This is a genomic window from Flavobacterium marginilacus (assembly GCF_026870155.1).
Lineage (GTDB): Bacteria > Bacteroidota > Bacteroidia > Flavobacteriales > Flavobacteriaceae > Flavobacterium > Flavobacterium marginilacus.
Genome location: NZ_CP113975.1, coordinates 2,040,729 through 2,059,655, shown reverse-complemented (window position 1 = coordinate 2,059,655; position 18,927 = coordinate 2,040,729). Strand labels below are relative to the sequence as shown.

23 protein-coding genes are annotated in these 18,927 nt (G+C 33.1%); 10 read left to right on the top strand and 13 right to left on the bottom strand.

Features of this window, described 5'->3' with window-relative positions; all coding sequences use genetic code 11:
• The first annotated feature begins 1 nt into the window (after nucleotide 1).
• Complete coding sequence (locus OZP07_RS08810) at nucleotides 2–451, top strand: GNAT family N-acetyltransferase (RefSeq protein ID WP_281638030.1); 450 nt, start codon at nucleotides 2–4, stop codon at nucleotides 449–451.
• 135 nt (nucleotides 452–586) lie between these two features.
• Here the strand turns inward: OZP07_RS08810 and OZP07_RS08805 are convergent, their stop codons facing one another.
• Entirely contained in the window at nucleotides 587–820 is a 234-nt protein-coding gene (locus tag OZP07_RS08805; protein WP_281638029.1) for a VF530 family protein, read from the bottom strand.
• Nucleotides 821–890: 70 nt separating this feature from the next.
• Between OZP07_RS08805 and smpB the strand changes: the two genes are divergently transcribed.
• The gene (gene smpB, locus OZP07_RS08800) at nucleotides 891–1,343 is read left to right on the top strand and encodes an SsrA-binding protein SmpB (protein ID WP_194641222.1); all 453 of its coding nucleotides are present in this window, start codon (nucleotides 891–893) and stop codon (nucleotides 1,341–1,343) included.
• 226 nt (nucleotides 1,344–1,569) lie between these two features.
• Here the strand turns inward: smpB and OZP07_RS08795 are convergent, their stop codons facing one another.
• The 3 genes from OZP07_RS08795 to OZP07_RS08785 all read right to left on the bottom strand — a co-directional run bounded on the left by OZP07_RS08795 (nucleotide 1,570) and on the right by OZP07_RS08785 (nucleotide 3,953).
• The gene (locus OZP07_RS08795; RefSeq protein WP_281638028.1) at nucleotides 1,570–1,743 is read right to left on the bottom strand and encodes a hypothetical protein; all 174 of its coding nucleotides are present in this window, start codon (nucleotides 1,741–1,743) and stop codon (nucleotides 1,570–1,572) included.
• 414 nt (nucleotides 1,744–2,157) lie between these two features.
• Nucleotides 2,158–2,811 carry a M15 family metallopeptidase gene (locus tag OZP07_RS08790; protein ID WP_281638027.1) on the bottom strand — a complete coding sequence of 218 codons (654 nt, stop codon included), beginning with the start codon at nucleotides 2,809–2,811 and terminating at the stop codon, nucleotides 2,158–2,160.
• Nucleotides 2,812–2,930: 119 nt separating this feature from the next.
• Nucleotides 2,931–3,953, bottom strand: coding sequence for a hypothetical protein (locus OZP07_RS08785; RefSeq protein WP_281638026.1), 1,023 nt, complete (start codon nucleotides 3,951–3,953; stop codon nucleotides 2,931–2,933).
• Nucleotides 3,954–4,151: 198 nt separating this feature from the next.
• Here OZP07_RS08785 and OZP07_RS08780 point away from each other — a divergent pair, with 198 nt between their 5' ends.
• The 8 genes from OZP07_RS08780 to OZP07_RS08745 all read left to right on the top strand — a co-directional run bounded on the left by OZP07_RS08780 (nucleotide 4,152) and on the right by OZP07_RS08745 (nucleotide 11,155).
• Nucleotides 4,152–4,673, top strand: coding sequence for an RNA polymerase sigma factor (locus OZP07_RS08780; RefSeq protein ID WP_281638025.1), 522 nt, complete (start codon nucleotides 4,152–4,154; stop codon nucleotides 4,671–4,673).
• 44 nt (nucleotides 4,674–4,717) lie between these two features.
• A complete protein-coding gene (locus OZP07_RS08775) occupies nucleotides 4,718–5,617 on the top strand; it encodes a FecR family protein (RefSeq protein WP_281638024.1) in 900 nt (299 codons plus the stop codon).
• 27 nt (nucleotides 5,618–5,644) lie between these two features.
• Entirely contained in the window at nucleotides 5,645–8,152 is a 2,508-nt protein-coding gene (locus OZP07_RS08770) for a TonB-dependent receptor (protein ID WP_281638023.1), read from the top strand.
• 291 nt (nucleotides 8,153–8,443) lie between these two features.
• Entirely contained in the window at nucleotides 8,444–8,839 is a 396-nt protein-coding gene (locus tag OZP07_RS08765; protein ID WP_281638022.1) for an OB-fold protein, read from the top strand.
• Between the two features lie 16 nt (nucleotides 8,840–8,855).
• The gene (locus OZP07_RS08760) at nucleotides 8,856–9,698 is read left to right on the top strand and encodes a DUF5777 family beta-barrel protein (RefSeq protein WP_194641230.1); all 843 of its coding nucleotides are present in this window, start codon (nucleotides 8,856–8,858) and stop codon (nucleotides 9,696–9,698) included.
• A gap of 19 nt (nucleotides 9,699–9,717) precedes the next feature.
• Nucleotides 9,718–10,104: a c-type cytochrome gene (locus OZP07_RS08755; RefSeq protein WP_194641231.1), complete on the top strand. Its 387-nt coding sequence runs from the start codon at nucleotides 9,718–9,720 to the stop codon at nucleotides 10,102–10,104.
• A gap of 5 nt (nucleotides 10,105–10,109) precedes the next feature.
• A complete protein-coding gene (locus OZP07_RS08750; protein ID WP_281638021.1) occupies nucleotides 10,110–10,679 on the top strand; it encodes a YceI family protein in 570 nt (189 codons plus the stop codon).
• A 302-nt stretch (nucleotides 10,680–10,981) separates the two neighbouring features.
• Nucleotides 10,982–11,155: a hypothetical protein gene (locus OZP07_RS08745; protein ID WP_281638020.1), complete on the top strand. Its 174-nt coding sequence runs from the start codon at nucleotides 10,982–10,984 to the stop codon at nucleotides 11,153–11,155.
• Nucleotides 11,156–11,549: 394 nt separating this feature from the next.
• Here OZP07_RS08745 and OZP07_RS08740 read toward each other — a convergent pair whose 3' ends face one another.
• The 9 genes from OZP07_RS08740 to OZP07_RS08700 form a co-directional block, all read right to left on the bottom strand.
• Nucleotides 11,550–12,155 (bottom strand): NAD(P)H-dependent oxidoreductase, encoded by a 606-nt coding sequence (locus tag OZP07_RS08740; RefSeq protein ID WP_281638019.1) that lies wholly within the window; start codon nucleotides 12,153–12,155, stop codon nucleotides 11,550–11,552.
• Nucleotides 12,156–12,172: 17 nt separating this feature from the next.
• Entirely contained in the window at nucleotides 12,173–12,778 is a 606-nt protein-coding gene (locus OZP07_RS08735; protein WP_281638018.1) for an NAD(P)H-dependent oxidoreductase, read from the bottom strand.
• Between the two features lie 36 nt (nucleotides 12,779–12,814).
• The gene (locus OZP07_RS08730; RefSeq protein ID WP_281638017.1) at nucleotides 12,815–13,498 is read right to left on the bottom strand and encodes an NAD(P)H-dependent oxidoreductase; all 684 of its coding nucleotides are present in this window, start codon (nucleotides 13,496–13,498) and stop codon (nucleotides 12,815–12,817) included.
• A 148-nt stretch (nucleotides 13,499–13,646) separates the two neighbouring features.
• Nucleotides 13,647–14,099 (bottom strand): hypothetical protein, encoded by a 453-nt coding sequence (locus OZP07_RS08725; RefSeq protein ID WP_281638016.1) that lies wholly within the window; start codon nucleotides 14,097–14,099, stop codon nucleotides 13,647–13,649.
• Between the two features lie 61 nt (nucleotides 14,100–14,160).
• On the bottom strand, nucleotides 14,161–15,168 hold the full coding sequence (locus OZP07_RS08720) for an IS110 family RNA-guided transposase (RefSeq protein ID WP_281635805.1): 1,008 nt from the start codon (nucleotides 15,166–15,168) through the stop codon (nucleotides 14,161–14,163).
• A gap of 197 nt (nucleotides 15,169–15,365) precedes the next feature.
• Complete coding sequence (locus OZP07_RS08715) at nucleotides 15,366–16,514, bottom strand: DUF1330 domain-containing protein (protein WP_281638015.1); 1,149 nt, start codon at nucleotides 16,512–16,514, stop codon at nucleotides 15,366–15,368.
• Nucleotides 16,515–16,682: 168 nt separating this feature from the next.
• Nucleotides 16,683–17,111: a cupin domain-containing protein gene (locus OZP07_RS08710; RefSeq protein ID WP_281638014.1), complete on the bottom strand. Its 429-nt coding sequence runs from the start codon at nucleotides 17,109–17,111 to the stop codon at nucleotides 16,683–16,685.
• Between the two features lie 74 nt (nucleotides 17,112–17,185).
• Nucleotides 17,186–18,061 carry a helix-turn-helix domain-containing protein gene (locus OZP07_RS08705; RefSeq protein WP_281638013.1) on the bottom strand — a complete coding sequence of 292 codons (876 nt, stop codon included), beginning with the start codon at nucleotides 18,059–18,061 and terminating at the stop codon, nucleotides 17,186–17,188.
• Nucleotides 18,062–18,080: 19 nt separating this feature from the next.
• Nucleotides 18,081–18,923 carry an SDR family NAD(P)-dependent oxidoreductase gene (locus tag OZP07_RS08700; protein ID WP_281638012.1) on the bottom strand — a complete coding sequence of 281 codons (843 nt, stop codon included), beginning with the start codon at nucleotides 18,921–18,923 and terminating at the stop codon, nucleotides 18,081–18,083.
• Between the last annotated feature and the right edge of the window lie 4 nt (nucleotides 18,924–18,927).

Here is an 18,927-nt window from a genome sequence, read left to right as displayed (position 1 = left end):
TATGGGAATCAAAAAAGCGCACACAGATGATCATAAGATTTTGACAGAAATAACAAAAAAGTCAAAAGCAAATTGGGGATATTCTGAAGAGCAGATTTTGAAATGGAATAATAACCTGACCATTTCCAAAGATTATATTGAAAATAATTCTGTTTATAAATTAGTAAATGGCAATGAAATTATCGGTTACTATTCATACATCATCAAAGAACAAAATAATGTGCTTCTTGACAACTTATTTATTTTGCCGGAATATATTGGAAAAGGCTTCGGGAAATATTTAATGAATGATTTTTTGGATCGAATGAAAAATGAAAAATTCGAAAAAATATCATTAGATTCGGAACCAAATGCTGAAAGGTTTTATCTGAAATTTGGATTCAAAAAAATTGGAGAGTTCGAAACCTCAATAAAAAACAGGTTTATGCCAATTATGGAAATGAGTCTTTAAATAGTAAAAATCACTTGTTATTCAACACTAAATCTTTATTATGAAAACTAATGCCCTAGCTCAGATGGAAACGGCATCCTGTTGTCCCGGGGTTCGGGACAAGAGATATAGTGAACAGCTGGATTAAGCTTCTAATTATCTGGATTGTATTTTTGGAAGTGTTTTAATATACAGATCTTCGACTCGTTTTCTTGCCCAATCTGTTTTTCGCAAAAAGGTAAGGCTTGATTTTATGCTTGGATTTTCGTTGAACGATTTTATTTTAATCAGTTCTCCCAAGGTGTCAAAACCATAATATTCTACTAATGTCTCCACTATTTTTTGAAGTGTAACGCCGTGAAGCGGATCTTTTGACTGATGTTTTTCCATGATGCAAATTTATGGCATTTTCCCAAAAACAATTGTTCTTTCATTAATTAGTTGCTAAATTTGCCCTACTATGCAAAAAACTGTCAACATACTCAATAAAAGAGCCCGTTTCGATTATGAAATTCTGGAAACCTATACTGCCGGAATTGTTTTGGGCGGAACCGAAATAAAATCCATTCGATTAGGAAAAGCTAATATTACCGAAAGTTTCTGTGAATTTAGCGGCACGGAACTTTTTGCCATTAATACTTATATAGAAGAGTATAGTTTTGGGAACCAATTCAATCACAAAGCGCGCAGTGAGCGCAAACTGCTTTTGAACAAAAGAGAGCTTAAAGGATTGGCTCGAAGCGTACAGGCCAAAGGTCTGACAATAGTGCCTTTGAAATTATTTACCAATGAAAAAGGTCTGGCCAAATTACAGATCGGGCTTTGCCGTGGTAAAAAAACATATGATAAGAGAGAATCTTTGAAAGAGCAGGATACCAAAAGAGATTTAGACAGAATCAAAAAGGCTTATTAAATAAAAATCTCGTGAAATTTTGTTTTTTTTAAATGTTATTTATATCAAAAAATAACTGCTCTTAATTTTATTAAAATAAACACAACTGTTGATGAAATCATGGAAGCCTCTGTAAAGCAAATAAGAGCTGACGGTAACATGGCTCCAAAAGAAAAAAATGACAGATAGTTTGTTTCTGAAAATGAAAAAAACCATCTCAAACTGATTTGAGATGGTTTTTTACTTTTTATGAAGTATAAACATTTTGATTGGTATTATTGTGATCCTTATCAAAATTAATTACATAGTCCTTTATATTTTGGACTACCTTGGGAATCAGTACACCGATTACCACAACTTCAACAAACGTAATTCCTGATTTATTATCTAAATCAACGCATTTTTGTAAAATTCTCTTCATAAATTCTGTAGGTTTTAATGATAAATAAAAATGAATCTTATGGATTTATTTTTATTAAATCAGAAAATTGAATTTCAAGTTCTTTTTTTAAAATCCAATTAACGGTTATTTGTATTTGTTTTTTGGGGCTTTTAAATCACTGTTTACAAATGATTTGTAATACTAAGTAAATACATTTTTCAATAAAACAACAATTTAATCGATGAAATACACTTTTTTCGTTATTTTTAAAGCATAATCTTACTAAAAACGCAACGCACGCATAATTAACTACTTATGGTTTTAAAATTTTATAGGAATTTTTTTAGGGGATAACACACTCTTTTCGTAATACACTAAGAATAAAGGAAGAGCAAAAAAAAGAATAAAAAACTAAAACATTTCTGAGGATTGTATCAAAAAATAACTTAAGAGCTACATGCATTTCCATTTAAAATTTGAAACGGAATCATTCAATCCTGCTTTTAAATTGTAATGCCACCATTCTGAATCAAACGAATTGAAATGCTCCTTAATCATAATTTTCTTGAGCAGGTTTCTGTTGTTTCTGATTTCTTTTGAAAAGCCGGAAAAATCATGGCTGGCTTCTTTACCGAAAAAATCAAAAGAAGTTCCCATATCTAATTCCTTCCCATCAAAATCCACCAGTGTTATATCTACAGCTCCTCCTCTGTTATGAATTGAACCCTTTGCCGGATTTGCAACATATTCAGGATTTGGAACAATCGCCCACATCTTTTTTTGAATATCCAGCGGACGGTAACAATCAAATAATTTAATTTTAAAACCTTTCTTCATGAATCTTTCATTGGCCAGAATTAATGCTTTTACAGTTCTGTAACGCAGATAACATTCGGCACAATCATAAACTTTAGATTTCAAAAAATTATCGTCTGCTGCATATTTCATATCATAAACAAAATCCTTGCTGAAATCTTTCAAATTAACAAAAGCAGTATCACTGATTTCCGCTGCCGTAGGTGTATTCGAAAGAGTAGTCTGAGAAATACAATTCAATTGGATTAAAAGAAAAAAGGAAAACAAGAAAGGTCTGAAAGAAAATGTCATATCTGATAAATTTTCATAAAAATAAGAAAATTAAAAATGCAGTAAAAAAGTATTTAAAACAAGAAACCAAACAAAAAAATTCCTCAAGACAAAAGCCTTGAGGAATTTTGATTAAATATTTAATATTTTTTTTCAAAATAAAGATAACTAGTACTGCTGCTTAGATTACGCAGCCGTATCTGCGAATTATTAAACTCAAACAGCTTCCAGGTTTTATTGAGCTCGCCTAGTAATTTTGAATTGAAGTTTATTTTTAATTCACACACGCCATTTAGTGTTTTGCATTCCCATTGACCTGTTTCTGAAATACCGTCTTTGACAGCGACAACCGATTTATCAGTTTTAAAAGTAAATAAGTATCCGTTATAAGAAGATGTTTTTTCAGAATCAGCAAAAAAATATGGAATTTCCCAAGAACCTTTTGTTATCGTTTCTGTAAAATCGAGTGACACAATGTTGTTTTCAGGACAGTAATCGATAGCATATTTAATAGCATTTTCAAAATCTAAATTATTTGTAATCAATTTTGACTGATTATTATAATCTACTACAGAAATTGGATATTTTAACGAAATATACTCACTGCTATTCATGTTTTTTATGAAATTAAAAAACGCCTGATCACTTATAATCGACACAGAACTTGCAATTTGACTGGAACTGTTATAGATATTAATTGTTATAGGATAATTAATATTCAGCCCATTAATTTTAGATAAAAGATCAGGATAAAGATTCCAATAATCAATTAAAGTATTAAAATCAGCTTGAGTGGGAATTAATTTTTCAATGTAATTATAGTAAACCATTGTCACTGGAAAATCTATTTTTACAATATCAGCATCATACGAATTTGCATTAATATTATCTGATACTTTTTGATAGTCATCAATAGTGTTGACAGCAATTTTCACATCATTAACGGTAACTGTATAGGGTAGTTTTATAGTACAGTAATTGGAATTATCGATTATATTATCCTGCACCGTTTTGACCATTGCAACCCTTTGCAGATAAGTAGTTAGAGGAGATACATTGGTAACTGTTCCCTGCATATCATAATCCTGTTCATTTATTTCGCTTTGACAAGACAATAATAACAGAAATAGTATTGATGATAAATATTTTTTTAAAGTAAACATATTTATATTTTTACAAAGGTAATAAAATTTAAAACTGTTTTTAATAAATTCGGCTTCAATGGTTTTGGATGCATTCTTTACATTTCAAATTATTTCAGAAAAAATAACATTTGATGTTACTATAAAACAATCATCTTTACTTTTACCCTACGTAAACTAAAAACAAATACTTTTACACCGCACAAATTGAAAATATAAATGCCAGATAAAAACCAATCAAACACTTGTGACGAAATAATTTTTTCGTCTTTTTTCAAAAGTCATATAAAAGCTGTTCGAAATTTTCTTTTTTACAAATTTGGCAATACAGACCAAGCAGAAGATTTAGCACAGGAAGCTTTTTTAAAACTTTGGCAGAACTGTGCTTCAGTACCGCTGGAAAAAGCAAAATCTTATGTTTATACAATTGCAAATAACAGCAGTCTTAATCAGATTGCACATCAAAAAGTTGTCTTGCGATATGAAAAAAACTTCACAGGTTTGGACAAAACAAATGAAAATCCAGAATATATCCTGGAAGAAAAACAATTTCAGGCCAAACTTTTGAAAGCTATTGAAAACTTAAACGAAAAACAGCGTATTGCTTTTTTGATGCATAGAATTGACGGAAAAAAATACAGCGAGATTGCTTCCGATTTAAATATTAGCGTAAAGGCTGTTGAAAAACGCATCCACTTAGCTTTGTTAAGCTTACGCAAAGAAATTGATATATTAAAGTAGGGTAAATTAAGCCCAAATTGTTTTAATCAAATAATACCAGTACAATGGAAAAAGATCAGTTATTAGCCAAATGGCTCAACAATGATTTATCTGAGGATGAGTTAGCTGTATTTAAAGCTAGTCCCGATTTCGAAAAATACCAAAAAATAAAAAATTATACAGAGCATTTAGAAGTTGGCGATCTGGATGAAAACAGCATGCTGTCAAATATTCTTAAGCAGAAAAAAGCAGCACCAAAAGTAGTTCCTTTATATAAAAAATGGATGTTTCGCGCAGCCGCAGTCTTTGTTATAGCGCTTGGAATTACCTTTGCTCTGAAATTTTTAGTACCTCAAACGGAGACGGCAGGTTTTGGCCAGAAAACGACTTTTTCATTACCTGATAATTCTGAAGTAGTTTTAAATTCCGGTTCTGAAATAAACTATAAAAAATGGAACTGGAACAACAGCAGACATCTTGAACTAAAGGGAGAGGCTTATTTCAGGGTATCCAAAGGAAAACGCTTTGAAGTACAGACTTCATTGGGAAAAGTAACGGTTTTAGGAACTCAGTTTAACGTTAAAGCCAGAAAAAACAGGTTTGATGTAACATGTTATGAAGGACGCGTTAAAGTAAATTATGCCGATACTCAAATTCTATTAACACATGGACAAAGCGTTAGTTTTGAAAACGGTAAACAGGTTAAAATGAAAATTAATTCATTGAAACCAGAATGGATGGACAATCAAATATGTTTTTATAAGGAGAATCTCAGAACTCTATTGGACGAAGTCGAGAGGCAGTACAACATTACGATCGAACTAAATAACAAAGACACATTGTCTATATTTACTGGCAAATTGCCCGCTAAAGATCTAAATACAGCATTGCATATCATTAACACAACCTATAATTTGAAGGCTCAAAAAGTCTCAAAAAATAAAATAATTATTGACGGAAAATAAATGTTCCTCCCCAAACAATTTCATTTTTTGTTTTTTATATTTTTTCTTGCCTTGAATCTTTTTTCTCAAGACAAAGAGAAAGCCATGCCTTTTAAGAAAATAATAACCAATATAGAACAGCAGCATCAAGTTGTATTTAATTATACGGAAGATAATGTTACCGGACTGCATTTAATTCCACCCGGGAAATCACTTTCTTTAGATCAAAAACTGCAGTATCTTTCAAGAAATACTAATTTATCATTTGAGCTTATTGAAGGAAAATTCATTAATATTTATAAAAAAGAAAGTCGGCCTCAGATAATCTGTGGCTATGTTTTTTCTGATATTGATAAAAAACCTATTGAAAATGCCAATGTCCGTTTAAGCAGCGGTACACAAATTACAACAGATTCTGAGGGTTATTTTGAATTTGAGAAAGGTTCTAAAAATATTTTTTCGATTAGTCATATTGGGTTTGTAACCAAAAAAATAATTTCTGAAAATTTAGATTCTAAAGATTGTCTAAAAATAGTATTAGAATCTGAAATTACAGAACTGGAAGAAATTAAAACTAACGCTATTCTTGCTTCTGGAATTTCCAAAAACAGTGATGGCTCTTTTGAAATTAAACCAAAAAAGTTTGGTATTCTGCCAGGACTTATCGAACCTGATGCCTTGCAGACTATGCAGCAGATTCCGGGAGTTAACAGTATAGATGAAAGTGTGTCCAGCATCAATGTACGCGGAGGTACGCACGATCAAAACTTGTTTTTATGGAATGGAATACGAATTTTCCAAACAGGGCATTTTTTTGGCTTAATATCTGTTTTTAATCCTAATCTGGCGCACACTATTTCTATCTATAAAAACGGGAGTTCTGCTTTTTATGGTGAAAGCGTTTCCAGCGTAGTTGCCATTTCTTCAACTCCTGAAACAGCAGAAAAGAATAGTTTTAGTGCAGGAATCAACATGATTAATGCTGATATTTATGCTAAATACAACCTTTCAAAAAAGAGTTATATTGAAATTTCTGCACGAAAGTCAATAACTGATTATCTGGAAACACCAACATATAAAGAGTATTTCAATAAAGTATTTCAAAACACTACAATCACTGATTTTTCTAAAAATCAGAATATTAATTATCAGAGCGACAAAGAATTTGATTTCTACGATGCGACCTTCAAATATGCTCAAAAAATAGGACACAAAGATCTCATGATTGTCGATTTAATAACAATAAAAGATAATCTCAAGGTTTTTCAAAGTGCATCTGTAAACAACACAAACAAATCAGAAACTAATATTCTGCGCCAGCAGAATTATGGAGGAAATCTGTCATGGAAAAGAAACTGGAACAGCTTCAACACAACTAAAATCAACATTTACAATTCTGCTTATGAACTTTTGGGAGACCAGAAAACGACGAATGAAAACCAGACAGTTACCCAGGAAAACACGGTTGGTAATAATGGAATTAATTTAGAAAACAATCATACCCTCAATTCTAAACTTAGTATTAATAATGGTTATCAGTTCAATGAAATTGGCATTACAAATTTAGAGCAGGTAAACATTCCGAGTTTTTACCGCAAAATTAAAGACGTTTTAAGAACACATACTCTGATATTAGAAGGTAAATATAATGATACGCTTTCCCGAATAATATTAAATGCAGGAGTGCGGCTGAACTACATTGATAAGTTCAAAAAGTACATTCCTGAACCCCGCCTGCGGTTTAACTATGGATTTAGCAAAAATCTGAATTTAGAACTATTAGCAGAATTAAAAAGCCAAAATTCCCAACAGATTATTGACCTTCAGAAGGATTATTTTGGTATTGAAAAAAGACGCTGGATTGTCTCCAATAATACAACAGTCCCTATACAAAGAAGCAGACAATTATCTTTAAATTTATTCTATAAAAAGAATGACTGGCTGCTTGATGTAGAAAATTTCTATAAAAAAGTAATTGGAATTACAAGTTCAAGCCAGGGATTTCAAAACCAATTAGAGTTTGTGAGAACAACTGGTGATTATGAAATAGTGGGTACAGAAATCCTCATTCAAAAAAAGATGAATCACTTTCTGACCTGGCTAAATTACACTTACAATAACAATAATTACAATTTTGCCGATTATGAATACCCAAGTTTCCCGAACAATTTCGAGCTGACACATACGGTATCATGGGCTGGAATCTTTGAAAAAAACAATTTTAAAATTGCATTGGGAACAAAATGGTCATCTGGAAGACCAAAAACATCTCCTGACTTCTCTAGAATCGATCTTTCAAACCCTGTATTGATTTATAATAAACCAAACAATACAAATTTGACCATTTTTTCGCAAGTTAATTTTTCTACAACTTACAAATGGAAAACTGCAAACGGAATTCAATATAAAGCAGGAATATCCATCCTAAACATTCTGAATAGAAAAAATGAAATCAGCGAAAATTATCGAATAAGTTCTCTGTCAAATTCTATTGAGGAAGTCGAAACATTTTCTCTGCAAAGAACTCCAAACCTGAGTTTTAGGGTTTCTTTTTAATCCAAAAAACTTTAGATAGTAAAACCCCAATATTTCTTTCAGCTTTTTTTTCTAAAAAATACATTTTTTTGGTAGGGTAATCTGTATCAATACTGTTTTACTATTGGATTCCATTAACAGGAATATATAAATGAAAAAAATAGTATTAAATCAGCAAGAACTGACTTCAGATTTTTTTTGGTAAAAAACACTGCCAAAATGTTTCAACTATAAAATCGCTTAACACAAATTAAAAGATTCAGTATTTGAAATCTAAAGAAAATTGTTCTTCATGAAATTAAAGCTTAAAAAATGAAAAGAAAAAGAATAGCATATGTAATTGCAGGAGCGCTTTTAGTGGCTGCAGGGGGCATTTATTTTTATTACGGATTTCTCTTTAAGGAAGCCAGAAATATAGAATCAGAAATGCCGGAACGCAGTATAGCTGCAACAAAATTAATTGCTGATTATACCGCTGACCCACAAAAAGCAGATTCTTTATACCTAAACAAAACTATCGAAATAACTGGTTTGGCAACAAAAAAAACAGATTCGGCAGTAGTTCTTGAAAATAGTGTTTTTTGTGTTTTTAATAAGGAAATCAAAAATAAGCCAATCAGCAAAAACTTGACCGTAAAAGGCAAATGCATTGGTTATGATGAACTTTTTGAAGAAGTAAAACTAGATCAATGCACCATTAATAAATAATAAAAACAAACAATTTATGAAGAAATTTTTAATTCCAATATGCCTTTTATTGGCTACTATGGCTTATTCTCAAGATGATCTTTTAAAAAGCCTTGATTCTACTCAGGTTGAGGACAGTCATTCTACAGCAACATTTAAAGCCTTACAGCTTGTTACACTGCAGACAACAAAAATGCCCGCCAAGAAAGAATTTTATTTTGTTGTCTCTCACCGATTTGGAACTGTAAAAGATGGCTTGAACAGTTTCTTTGGACTTGATAATGCAACCACAAAACTGGGCGGTATATACGGAGTTACAGATTGGCTTTCTGTCAGTCTTTCTAGACATACCTTAAATAAAATGTATGAAACAGGACTTAAATACAGACTGGCCAGACAAGATGCTAATTTTCCAGTTGATATTGTCGGGTACAGTGTAGCAGATATAAATACTTATCTGGAAGAAGATCAATATCCAGGACTGGAATTCAAACACAGGCTTACTTCTGTGCAGCAGTTACTGATTTCAAGAAAAATCAGCAAAAAGCTTTCATTAGAAATTATTCCTTCATTTGTACATAAAAATCTTTACAATCCCGATATCGAAAACGACAATCAGTTTTCTTTTGGCGGAGGCGGACGCTATAAATTAACAAAAAGGCTATCTCTGAATTTAGAATACATGCACAATTTTGACAAGCCAAATTTTTATGAAAACCCACTGTCTGTAGGACTTGATGTCGAAACCGGCGGACATGTTTTTCAGCTCATCTTTACCAATTCACAGTCCATGAGCGAGAGCGGATACCTCACTAATGCAGCTGGCGAATGGAACAAAGGAGACTTCTTTTTTGGATTTAACTTATACAGAGTATTTTAATAACTATAAATAACTAATTATGAAAAAAGCAATTGCACTTACATTTTTACTGGCTGCGCTTACGAGCTGCAGTAATTCTGACACTTATGATGATATCTCAACGACGCCAACGACACCAACAACACCAGATCCTGGGACACCAACGACCACAATTACTTATACACAAAATATAAAATCAATTATTGATGCTAATTGTATAAGCTGTCATTCAAGCACAGGAGCAGCATCTTTCAGGCCTTTAACAACTTATGCAGGAGTTAAAGCAGCTGTTCAAAGTGCTGGTCTATTAAGCAGAATTCAGCTGCAGAACGGTCAGCAGGGACTTATGCCTCAAGGCGGAAGAATGTCTCAGACAAATATTGATTTAATTTTAAAATGGAATACCGACGGACTTAAAGAGAATTAATTATTATGAAAAAATCATTTATCAATTTCTTTGCATTACTGCTGATTATTGCTGTAAATACAGACATATCTGCACAAAAAGTGATAACAAAAACCGGCAGTATAAAATTTCAGGCATCTGTGCCTTCGTATGAAGAAGTTGCGGCAGAAAATAAAAGCGTGTCAGCCGTTTTAGAACAATCCACTGGAGATTTTGCTGCTTTAGTCTTGATAAAAGGTTTTCGTTTCAAAGTTGCTTTAATGGAGGAGCATTTTAATGAAAATTATATGGAATCCGAAAAATTTTCTAAGGCCACGCTAAAAGGAAAAATTGAAGATTTTGATACCTCAAAAATAACAGCCAGCTCTAAAATTTTTACTTTAAATGGAGATTTGACAATTCATGGTAAAACAAAAACTGTTTCTGTACCTGTAAAAGTTTCCAAATCTCCGAACGGGCTTATTGTAAACGGCACGTTTGAAGTAAAGCCCGAAGATTTTGATATTGAAATACCAAGCGTAGTCAGTAAAAAAATCGCTGACAAAATAAAAATTACTTACAATTTTACATTGCTTAAAATAAGTATCACCAAATAAATTAAGCATGTGGTGAAATCACAATTACCAATAAATTCTAACTGGCTAAAACATTTTAATTATTTGACGAGCCAGTAAACATTACTATTTCCTTTTTGAGGTCAGTTTTTAATTAGACTGACCTCTTTTTATTAACCTTAATAAATATAAAATGGTCTAATGGTCTGCAAAAATTACGTTGTTACAGGAGAAGACGTAAATGATGTTATGGTAATGGAAAATACTGTATTTCTTCCCTATACACTTCGATTACTGTATCTTTTTTATTTAATAACGGATTTTCGAAAGTAAAACTTAATGCTATGCATTTAGGACTGCAATCAGAAAATCACATTTTGATTCACCATAAAAATCTGATGTTTACCGAACATTTTTTAGTCGAAATGAAATACTGGTTCATTGATTATAAAATCAGCATTAAAAGCTCCTTTTTCAACTCAAAAGACGAATGTGCGCAGAAGTTTCCAATGAAATAAAATGGTTAATATCCGCAGAGAAGTTATCGCAACACCCAAACTGATTCTGCATCATTTTAATCCGAAATCATGAATTAAAAGAGCTCTTATGTTTTTTTAAGCAGTAACAAATTTAAATCCTCAATTTCGTTGGTTTTCGAAAATAAAAGAATTAAAAAAGGCATAAAAACAAGAAAACCCGCTAAATAGCGGGCTTCTATGTGAACCTAACAGGAGTTAATTCGAATCTTTTGTTGGAAGATTTGAAGATTTTAGCTGACTCTTTTGAGGTATGAGTTAGAGATATATTTATCTTAAAATGACAAATAGAAATTCGAATAGTCCAAATTTTCAATATTTTATTAATACTATTAATATCTAGTAAGGCTAAAATTATTACTTTTCATCCGTTGCTTTATATGCCAAAAACTTTTTTCAAATGGGATGGATAATTTTCCAAGTCCCTAACAATATCTCCACCCTTATAAATATCAAAACAATTATAATCTGCCACAATATCTACGCCGCAAAAACGATAGTTACTGGTGATTGGAATAAAGAAATCTGCCGTACTTCTTCCTTGAAATAAAATCTGGTTGGGATCCTCAAAACTTTCTTTCGGTGCATTCCAAGTAGCAGAAACCATAAATTTTTTACCTTGCAGGTATCCGCCGGTTCCATATTGACGAGTTAGATCTTTTCTGCTACGCCCATCATCCTCAAGAAATTTCTTGCTTGTACCAGCACTGCTGAAAACCTCATCTACATATTTTTTGTAAATCCAAGGTGCACCAAACCAATTTATAGGAGTTTGAAGAATTATAATGTCCGCTTGCAAATGCTTTTCTACTTCTTCATCAATATTATATGCTTCTTCAACTTTTGTTTCTAATACTTTAAAATTGGCATTTTCAAAAAAATCTTTTGCCTTTTGATGAAATGAAGCATTCAGTAAACCCTCACTAAATGTTGGGTATGTTAAATGGGTATTGATTAAAAGTACTGTCTGGGTTTTGTTCATTTTTAGTTAATTAGAATTTATAAACTAAATACTTTTTTCAAATGTTCTGGATAATTTTCTAAAGTTCCCACAATATCACCATCTTTAAAAATATCAAAACAGTTGTAATCTGCAACAACATCAGCACCGCAAAAACGGTAATTACTGGTAATTTGAATTAAAGCATCAGCCGTACTTCTGCCTTCAAATAAAACTTGGTTTGGATCGTCAAAACTGGCTGCTGGTGCATTCCAAGTAGAGGAAACCATAAACTTTTTGCCTTGCATTTTTCCGCCTGTTCCGTATTGTTTTGTTGCATCTTCTCTTGTTCTTCCATCGCCAACAAGAAATTTTGCACTTTGTAAACCACTGTTAAAAACATCATCTACATATTTTTTGTAAATCCATGGCGCACCAAACCAGTTGATTGGGGTTTGCAAAACAATAATATCTGCTTCCAGATGCTTTTCTACTTCTTCTTCAGCGTTGTAGCCATCTTCTACTTTTGTTTCTACAACTTCAAAATTATTCGCTAAAAAAAAATCTTTAGCTTTTTGATGAAATGAAGCATTCAGTGTGCCTTCGCTCCAACCTGGATACGTTAAATGTGTGTTAATTAATAAAACCTTTTTTGTTGTACTCATCTTAATTTTGTTTATATATGTTGATTGATTAATGGCTTAGAGGCCTAATACTTTTTTTAAATATTTTGGATAATTTTCTAAATCTTCTTTGATATGTTTGTTATGAAAAACATCGTAGCAATAGTGTCCCGGCAATACCGTATATCCTACAAATGCATAATTTGCACCTATATTAGACAATGCATCATCGGCACTTTTTCCTTTCCAAAGCGGTTGTTTTGGGTTGTTGAAACTTTCTTCGGGAGCATTCCAAGTAGCAGAAAGTAAAAACTTTTTACCTTGCATTTTTCCACCCGTTCCATATTCTTTAGTTGGGTCAGTAGCTGAACGTCCATCTCCTGAAAGAAATTTTGCGCTTTTCATTGCACTGGTAAATACATCATCTACATATTTTTTATAAATCCAAGGTGCATTTTCCCAGTTTACGGGTGTTTGCAATACGATAATATCGGCTTGCATATGTTTTTCCACTTCTTCATCTACATTGTAGCCAGCTTCAATTTTTGTTTCTAAAACCTTGTAGTTTTGTGAAATGAAAAATTCTTTGGCTTTATTATAAAAAGCTTGATTCAACTTACCCTCGGATAGGCCTGGATAAGTTAAGTGGGCATTGATAAGCAAAACGGTTTTCTGTTTATCAGCAGATTTTGTTTGCGCATTAATTGTAGTTCCGAATGACAGCAATGTGATGAACATTGCGAATAAAAATTTTGTTTTCATATTTTGAATTTTTGATGTAGCAAAGGTATTGGCAGTAGAATAAGAAGGCAGAAACAGATTACCAATAAAAAAGAAACATTTTACTGATGAAAACGTAACTCGCTAATTTGTTTTGAATTCAGTTCTTGTTTGTTTTCTTAAAATAATATTATTTAAAATGCGTAGCAAACCACTCTAACATTACTTTTGGATTTTGCCCGAAGTAATTGTAGCCCTGAAAACGCTGGTCTGTTCCCTCAATCCAAAAGAGTTTTTTATCTTTTGCAGAAATGTTATTGTAGATTTCTTCCACATAGTGAAAAGGCATTGAAAAATCAGCTTTTACCTGAGCCACCATTGTTGGGATTGAGTCCGCTTTTGAATTTTCCATTGGCCTAAAATCATCAAGTACATAACCGGTTTTCTTTTTTAAAGCCTCATCGAACATTTCATAACCGTTAGGAATTTTTGCTTTATCCATTGCCGTTTTTACAAAAGCACGTGGCGGAGAAGGTTGCAGTGCAATCATTGAAGTGATGTTTTTAAATTCTTCTGGATATTTATCCATTGCAACAAATGTAGAATTTGCTCCCAAACATCGGCTGTACAATGCTATTTGCATATCTTTTGTATTTGGGCGTGACCTCGCATTCTATGGCAAAATCCAAGTAAAAAATGCTAAATTACGCTGCAAATTTTTTAATGTTGACATAAGGTGTTCCGCGGTTAATGGTTGCAAAAATTCGTCCTAATAGTTTGCATCTTATATTATTTAAAACCAACATTTTTGATTTTCCTTCGGCTACTTTTCGTTCGTAATATTGTTTAAGTTCTGTGTCGTGTTTTTTGCTGTTTAAAGCGCACATATTCAGTAACGATTTTAGTTTTTTATCTGCCAGATGATTGACCTTTGTCCTTCCTTTAATAGAACTGCCCGAACTGTATTCAAATGGAGCCACTCCTGCATAACAAGCCACTTGTCGCCAGTTTTCGAAGGACTGAAACGATTTGGTAACTAAGATAATATACAAGGCAGTTTGTGGTCCAACTCCTGGGATACTTTGGATGAGTTCATTCTGCAATTTGAGCTGCTCATTGGATTGAATGATTTCTTTCATTTTCTGTTCAACTTTTTCGATTGCTTTTTGAAGCTGTTTAACAACTACTTTGTTAATTTTTAAAACATCATCCATAGCTTCTTTGGGGATGTAGCCGATTCCTTCACTGGTACTTCCTATGATACGCAGGGTTTTAAGTAGTTTTTCACGCTCTGTAAAAAGTAATTTAAGTTCCATTAATGATAACTCTGGAAGCTGTGTTAATCGTAGCTTGTGCAAATGTGTTAAGGCATAAAACGCAATATCCTTAGAGTCATTTTTATCAGTTTTCCCTCTGGAGATTCCTTTACTGCGTTTGATTTCAATGGCTGGAATCATCCAATAATCGATCTTGTACTGAGTCAAATAACATCCCAAAGGAAGTGAATAAACACCAGTGTCTTCAAAACTAACCAATACGTTTTCCAAAGCAATTTTCCGGCTGTTTAATTGCTTTACAATCTCTTTAATCCCTTTGACGTCATTGCTTACTAAAAAGTGAAATGTTTTCTTTCCTAATGGTTTTTCAAGAAAAGTAACATCTAATTTTAACTTAGAAACATCAATCCCTACAAAAAATAAATAGTTTTTCATACATTTGATTTTAAGTGAAATAAAAAGTTGAATTTGCTTTAAAGCCTTTATTAGACCCGTCGTCTATCATTCTATTTGAAGCCATTCAACAAAACTCAAGGAGGAGCAGAAGACTAATGCGAGGTATGGATCATGAGTCTGGCCAAGCGCGTAGTTCACTTCTGCTTTCCTTTGAGAAATTTACAAAATTTATGCTTTTACAAAGTAAAGGCATAACGCAATGAGCCAATAACATCGCGATATTCTACGATGCCGTGTGCTACAATACCGCCATTTCCTGCACCGCTACGTCCGTGATTACGCATATCATACGCAATGATATTGTAGCCAGCGTCGTGCAAAATTTTGTATTCTGGTAAAAAATTGACTTCAAAACCTCCAAAAATTTTCCACGGGTCCAAATGACCAGGATAGCCGGAACGGTTGGCAGGCATCGGATGATTGCAGATGATTAATTTATTGGAATTTTTGGCAGGAATAAACCATCCTTCCAATGTTACACCATCTATCGCAGGGAAAAATATATCTTCATACGTCATTCCATATTGGTCGGGCGTATGCAAAATCGGCGTACGGATAGAATGCGCCATCAATTCCGCTATGCCATCGATAAATTCTGCGTTTTTTGCATTGACTTGTATATCCATTATTTTACTGCTTTGTGTTAAAGAAATAGTTCGCAATGCCCAACCTTTTGTGGATGCAAGACGTAATTGTCTGGCGGAAGTATATTCTGGTGAATTATAAAACTTTTCTGCTTCCGCAATACCTGCAAACTCTGCCACACCAAGAACCGTTTCAGGATGACCTTCCAGTACCGTCAGTTTTTCATTGAAAATAAAAAATTTTGCACCATATTTTTTGCCAAGTCCAGTTGTGGCTTTCAAATACTTATTATAAACCGTTCGGTCTTTTATCGTGTAGTTTATAAATTGGTATGCCCTCGGCTGATTTGATGTAAAAGCATCAGTAGCATTACCTTCTGTAAGTATTACCCAGCCTTCTGTGGCTTTAATTCTAAGCTTTTTGGCAACATTATATTCCTTTGAGTTGTAGAAGCTTTCGGCATCGGCAAGGGTTGGAAATTCTGCAATGGCAATCAAAGCCCCAGGTTTTCCTTCCAGCACTGATGGATTTTCATTGTAAACAATTACTTTTCCATTACTCTTTGTAACAAACGAACTTGCAACCTCATTATATTGATTGTAAAGTGCTCGGTCTTTCACATCATAATTTGCTATTACAAAGTAATGCTTTGCGGTTGTAGGTGTTTTGACCTGAGCTGAAGAAAGCATTGAGGCAAATGCAAAACAAATTGCTATTGATGCCGTGATTATTTTGTTCATATTGATTCTTATAAAATTGATTAATTTGATAACACAAAATTAGATGGTATCACACCAACTGGCAGAAACAGATTACCAATAAAAAAGAAACATTTTACGGATGAAAAAATCATTTTATGAATATTATTAATCAAAAAAAAGTGATGTCTTACTTCATCACTTCTTTTACTATTGTTTAACGCTTGCATTTGCATCTCTATAAATTTCATCTGTAACAGGTTCAAGCCAAATATTTTCATTGATTGTTGGATTGCACGCTATACCTAGATGCGAAAACCAGCTATCTACTGTTGCGCCGTGCCAATGCTCTACATTAGGAGCTATTTCTACAACTTCGCCCGACTTCATAAGTCTTGCAGGATTACCTCGTTCCTGATATAATCCTTCGCCACCAACAACGATTAAAATCTGCCCGCCTGTGTGTGTGTGCCAATTGTTTCTGGCACCCGGTTCAAAGGATACGTTAAAAATTGGAACATTCAAATCTTTATTTGTTGTGAGTGACGCTAAATAAGATTTGCCTGTAAAGTATTGTGCGTATCCTGTGTTTTCTTCTCCTGTTGGAAAATCACTAATCTTTGGAATTTCTGTATTCATTTTTTCTATTTTTTTAATGTTGAAATATTTATTTTACAAAAAAAGCGTTCCGAAGTTTCAGAACGCTTTTAGCATTATATTTTAGCCAAAGATTGAATTCGGTATTGCTTGGGCGTAACAATCATCTGTTTTTTAAAAAACTTTGAAAAATAGTTGGGATAATCAAATCCCAGCAAATAAGCTATCTCTGTGGTATTCAAATCATCGCGCTTCTCAAGAAGTTCTTTTGCTTTTGCCATTACTGCCTCGTGAATATTTTCGATTGCCGTTTTCTTTGTAATCTGCTTGATAATATCTCCCAAATAATTTGGCGTTAAACCCATTTTATCAGCAAAAAACTGAACGGTAGGAATCTGATTAGCCGGTTGATTGTAATACCCCGTTAGCAACTGCTGAAACTCCGATACAATTGGACTGTATTGTTTAATATTTGTAGAAAACTGTCTTTTGTAAAATGATTCTACAAGCGAAACCATCACGTGAATATAAGAAATCAGTACCGTAAAATTATCTTTTTTATATTCATAATATTTCAGCATCAAAGCAAAAATAGTCCTGATTTCCTGCTCTTCTTTTTCAATCAGAAGTAAAGGCTCGTGTTCTCCATAATTATAATAATTTTTGAAAAGAAAGCGATTTTCATCAATGAGTTGCTTAGAAAATTGCAGATATATTCCATTAAATGTAGGTTCAATATCCCATCCATTGGAAACGTCGGGACTGTTAAAAAATACTGCAGTTACTGGTTGGGTAGTTGCTTTATCATAACCAGAAACAGATTTATCAATGAAATTGCTCTTGATTGCTATCCTGTAAAAATCAATCGATACAGGTTCTGATTTCAGACGCATTGTAGAAATATCGTAATAGCCAATATCGATATCATTGTCTAAAGGTTTTGGCAAACCCAAATATTCATTAAACGATGCTATGTCTTTATACAATTTCATTGATAAAAATTTTAATTACTTATTCCTCAATTGCCAATGAAGAAGATAGTTCCCTGTGGGATTCAATTTCTTCCTGTAATTGTTTGATCTTTCTTTCTGTTTCTGCAATAGCGTCTGCACCAGCAAACCAACGTTTTGGAGGAGTTGCCTCGCCCGCTATAGTAAGTAAACCTGCTGCTAATTTTGCAGGATCTCCACCTTGAGTACCGCTCATTGCTTGCCATCCTGGACGAAGCATTGCGATACGTTCTGCGTAATCTTCAATGTTTAAGTCATTCCAAATGGTAGATGATGGTTCCAATAAATTGGTTCTGAAAAATCCTGGATTTACTATAGTGGTATTGATACCAAATTGTGAAACTTCTAATTGTAACGATTCTATCCAGCCTTCCAATGCAAACTTAGATCCTGCATAAGCCGTACACAGTTCATAACCTACTATTCCTGCTGTTGATGAAACGGTAATGATGTGTCCCGATTTATTGCTTCGCATAATTGGCAAAACAGCTCTTGTCACATTCATTGGTCCAAATACATTAACTGCAAATTGACGTTCCATTTGAGCTTGGCTGAGCTCTTCAAAATAACCGGCATAAAAGCTGCCTGCATTATTAACCAACACATCTACAGTCCCAAATTTTTCGATTGCTGCATCTAAGGCTGTATTTATCTCTTCCGTATTGGTGACATCCATTTGAACGATCAACAAATTATCGGTAGATGCTCCAAGTTCTTTTGCTACTTTATCTGCATTTCTGCCAGTGGCGATTACTTTGTTGCCTGCGGCAAGTGTTGCTTTGGTGATTTCTAATCCTATTCCACTACTTGCTCCTGTGATTAACCAAACTTTACTATTTGACATATTT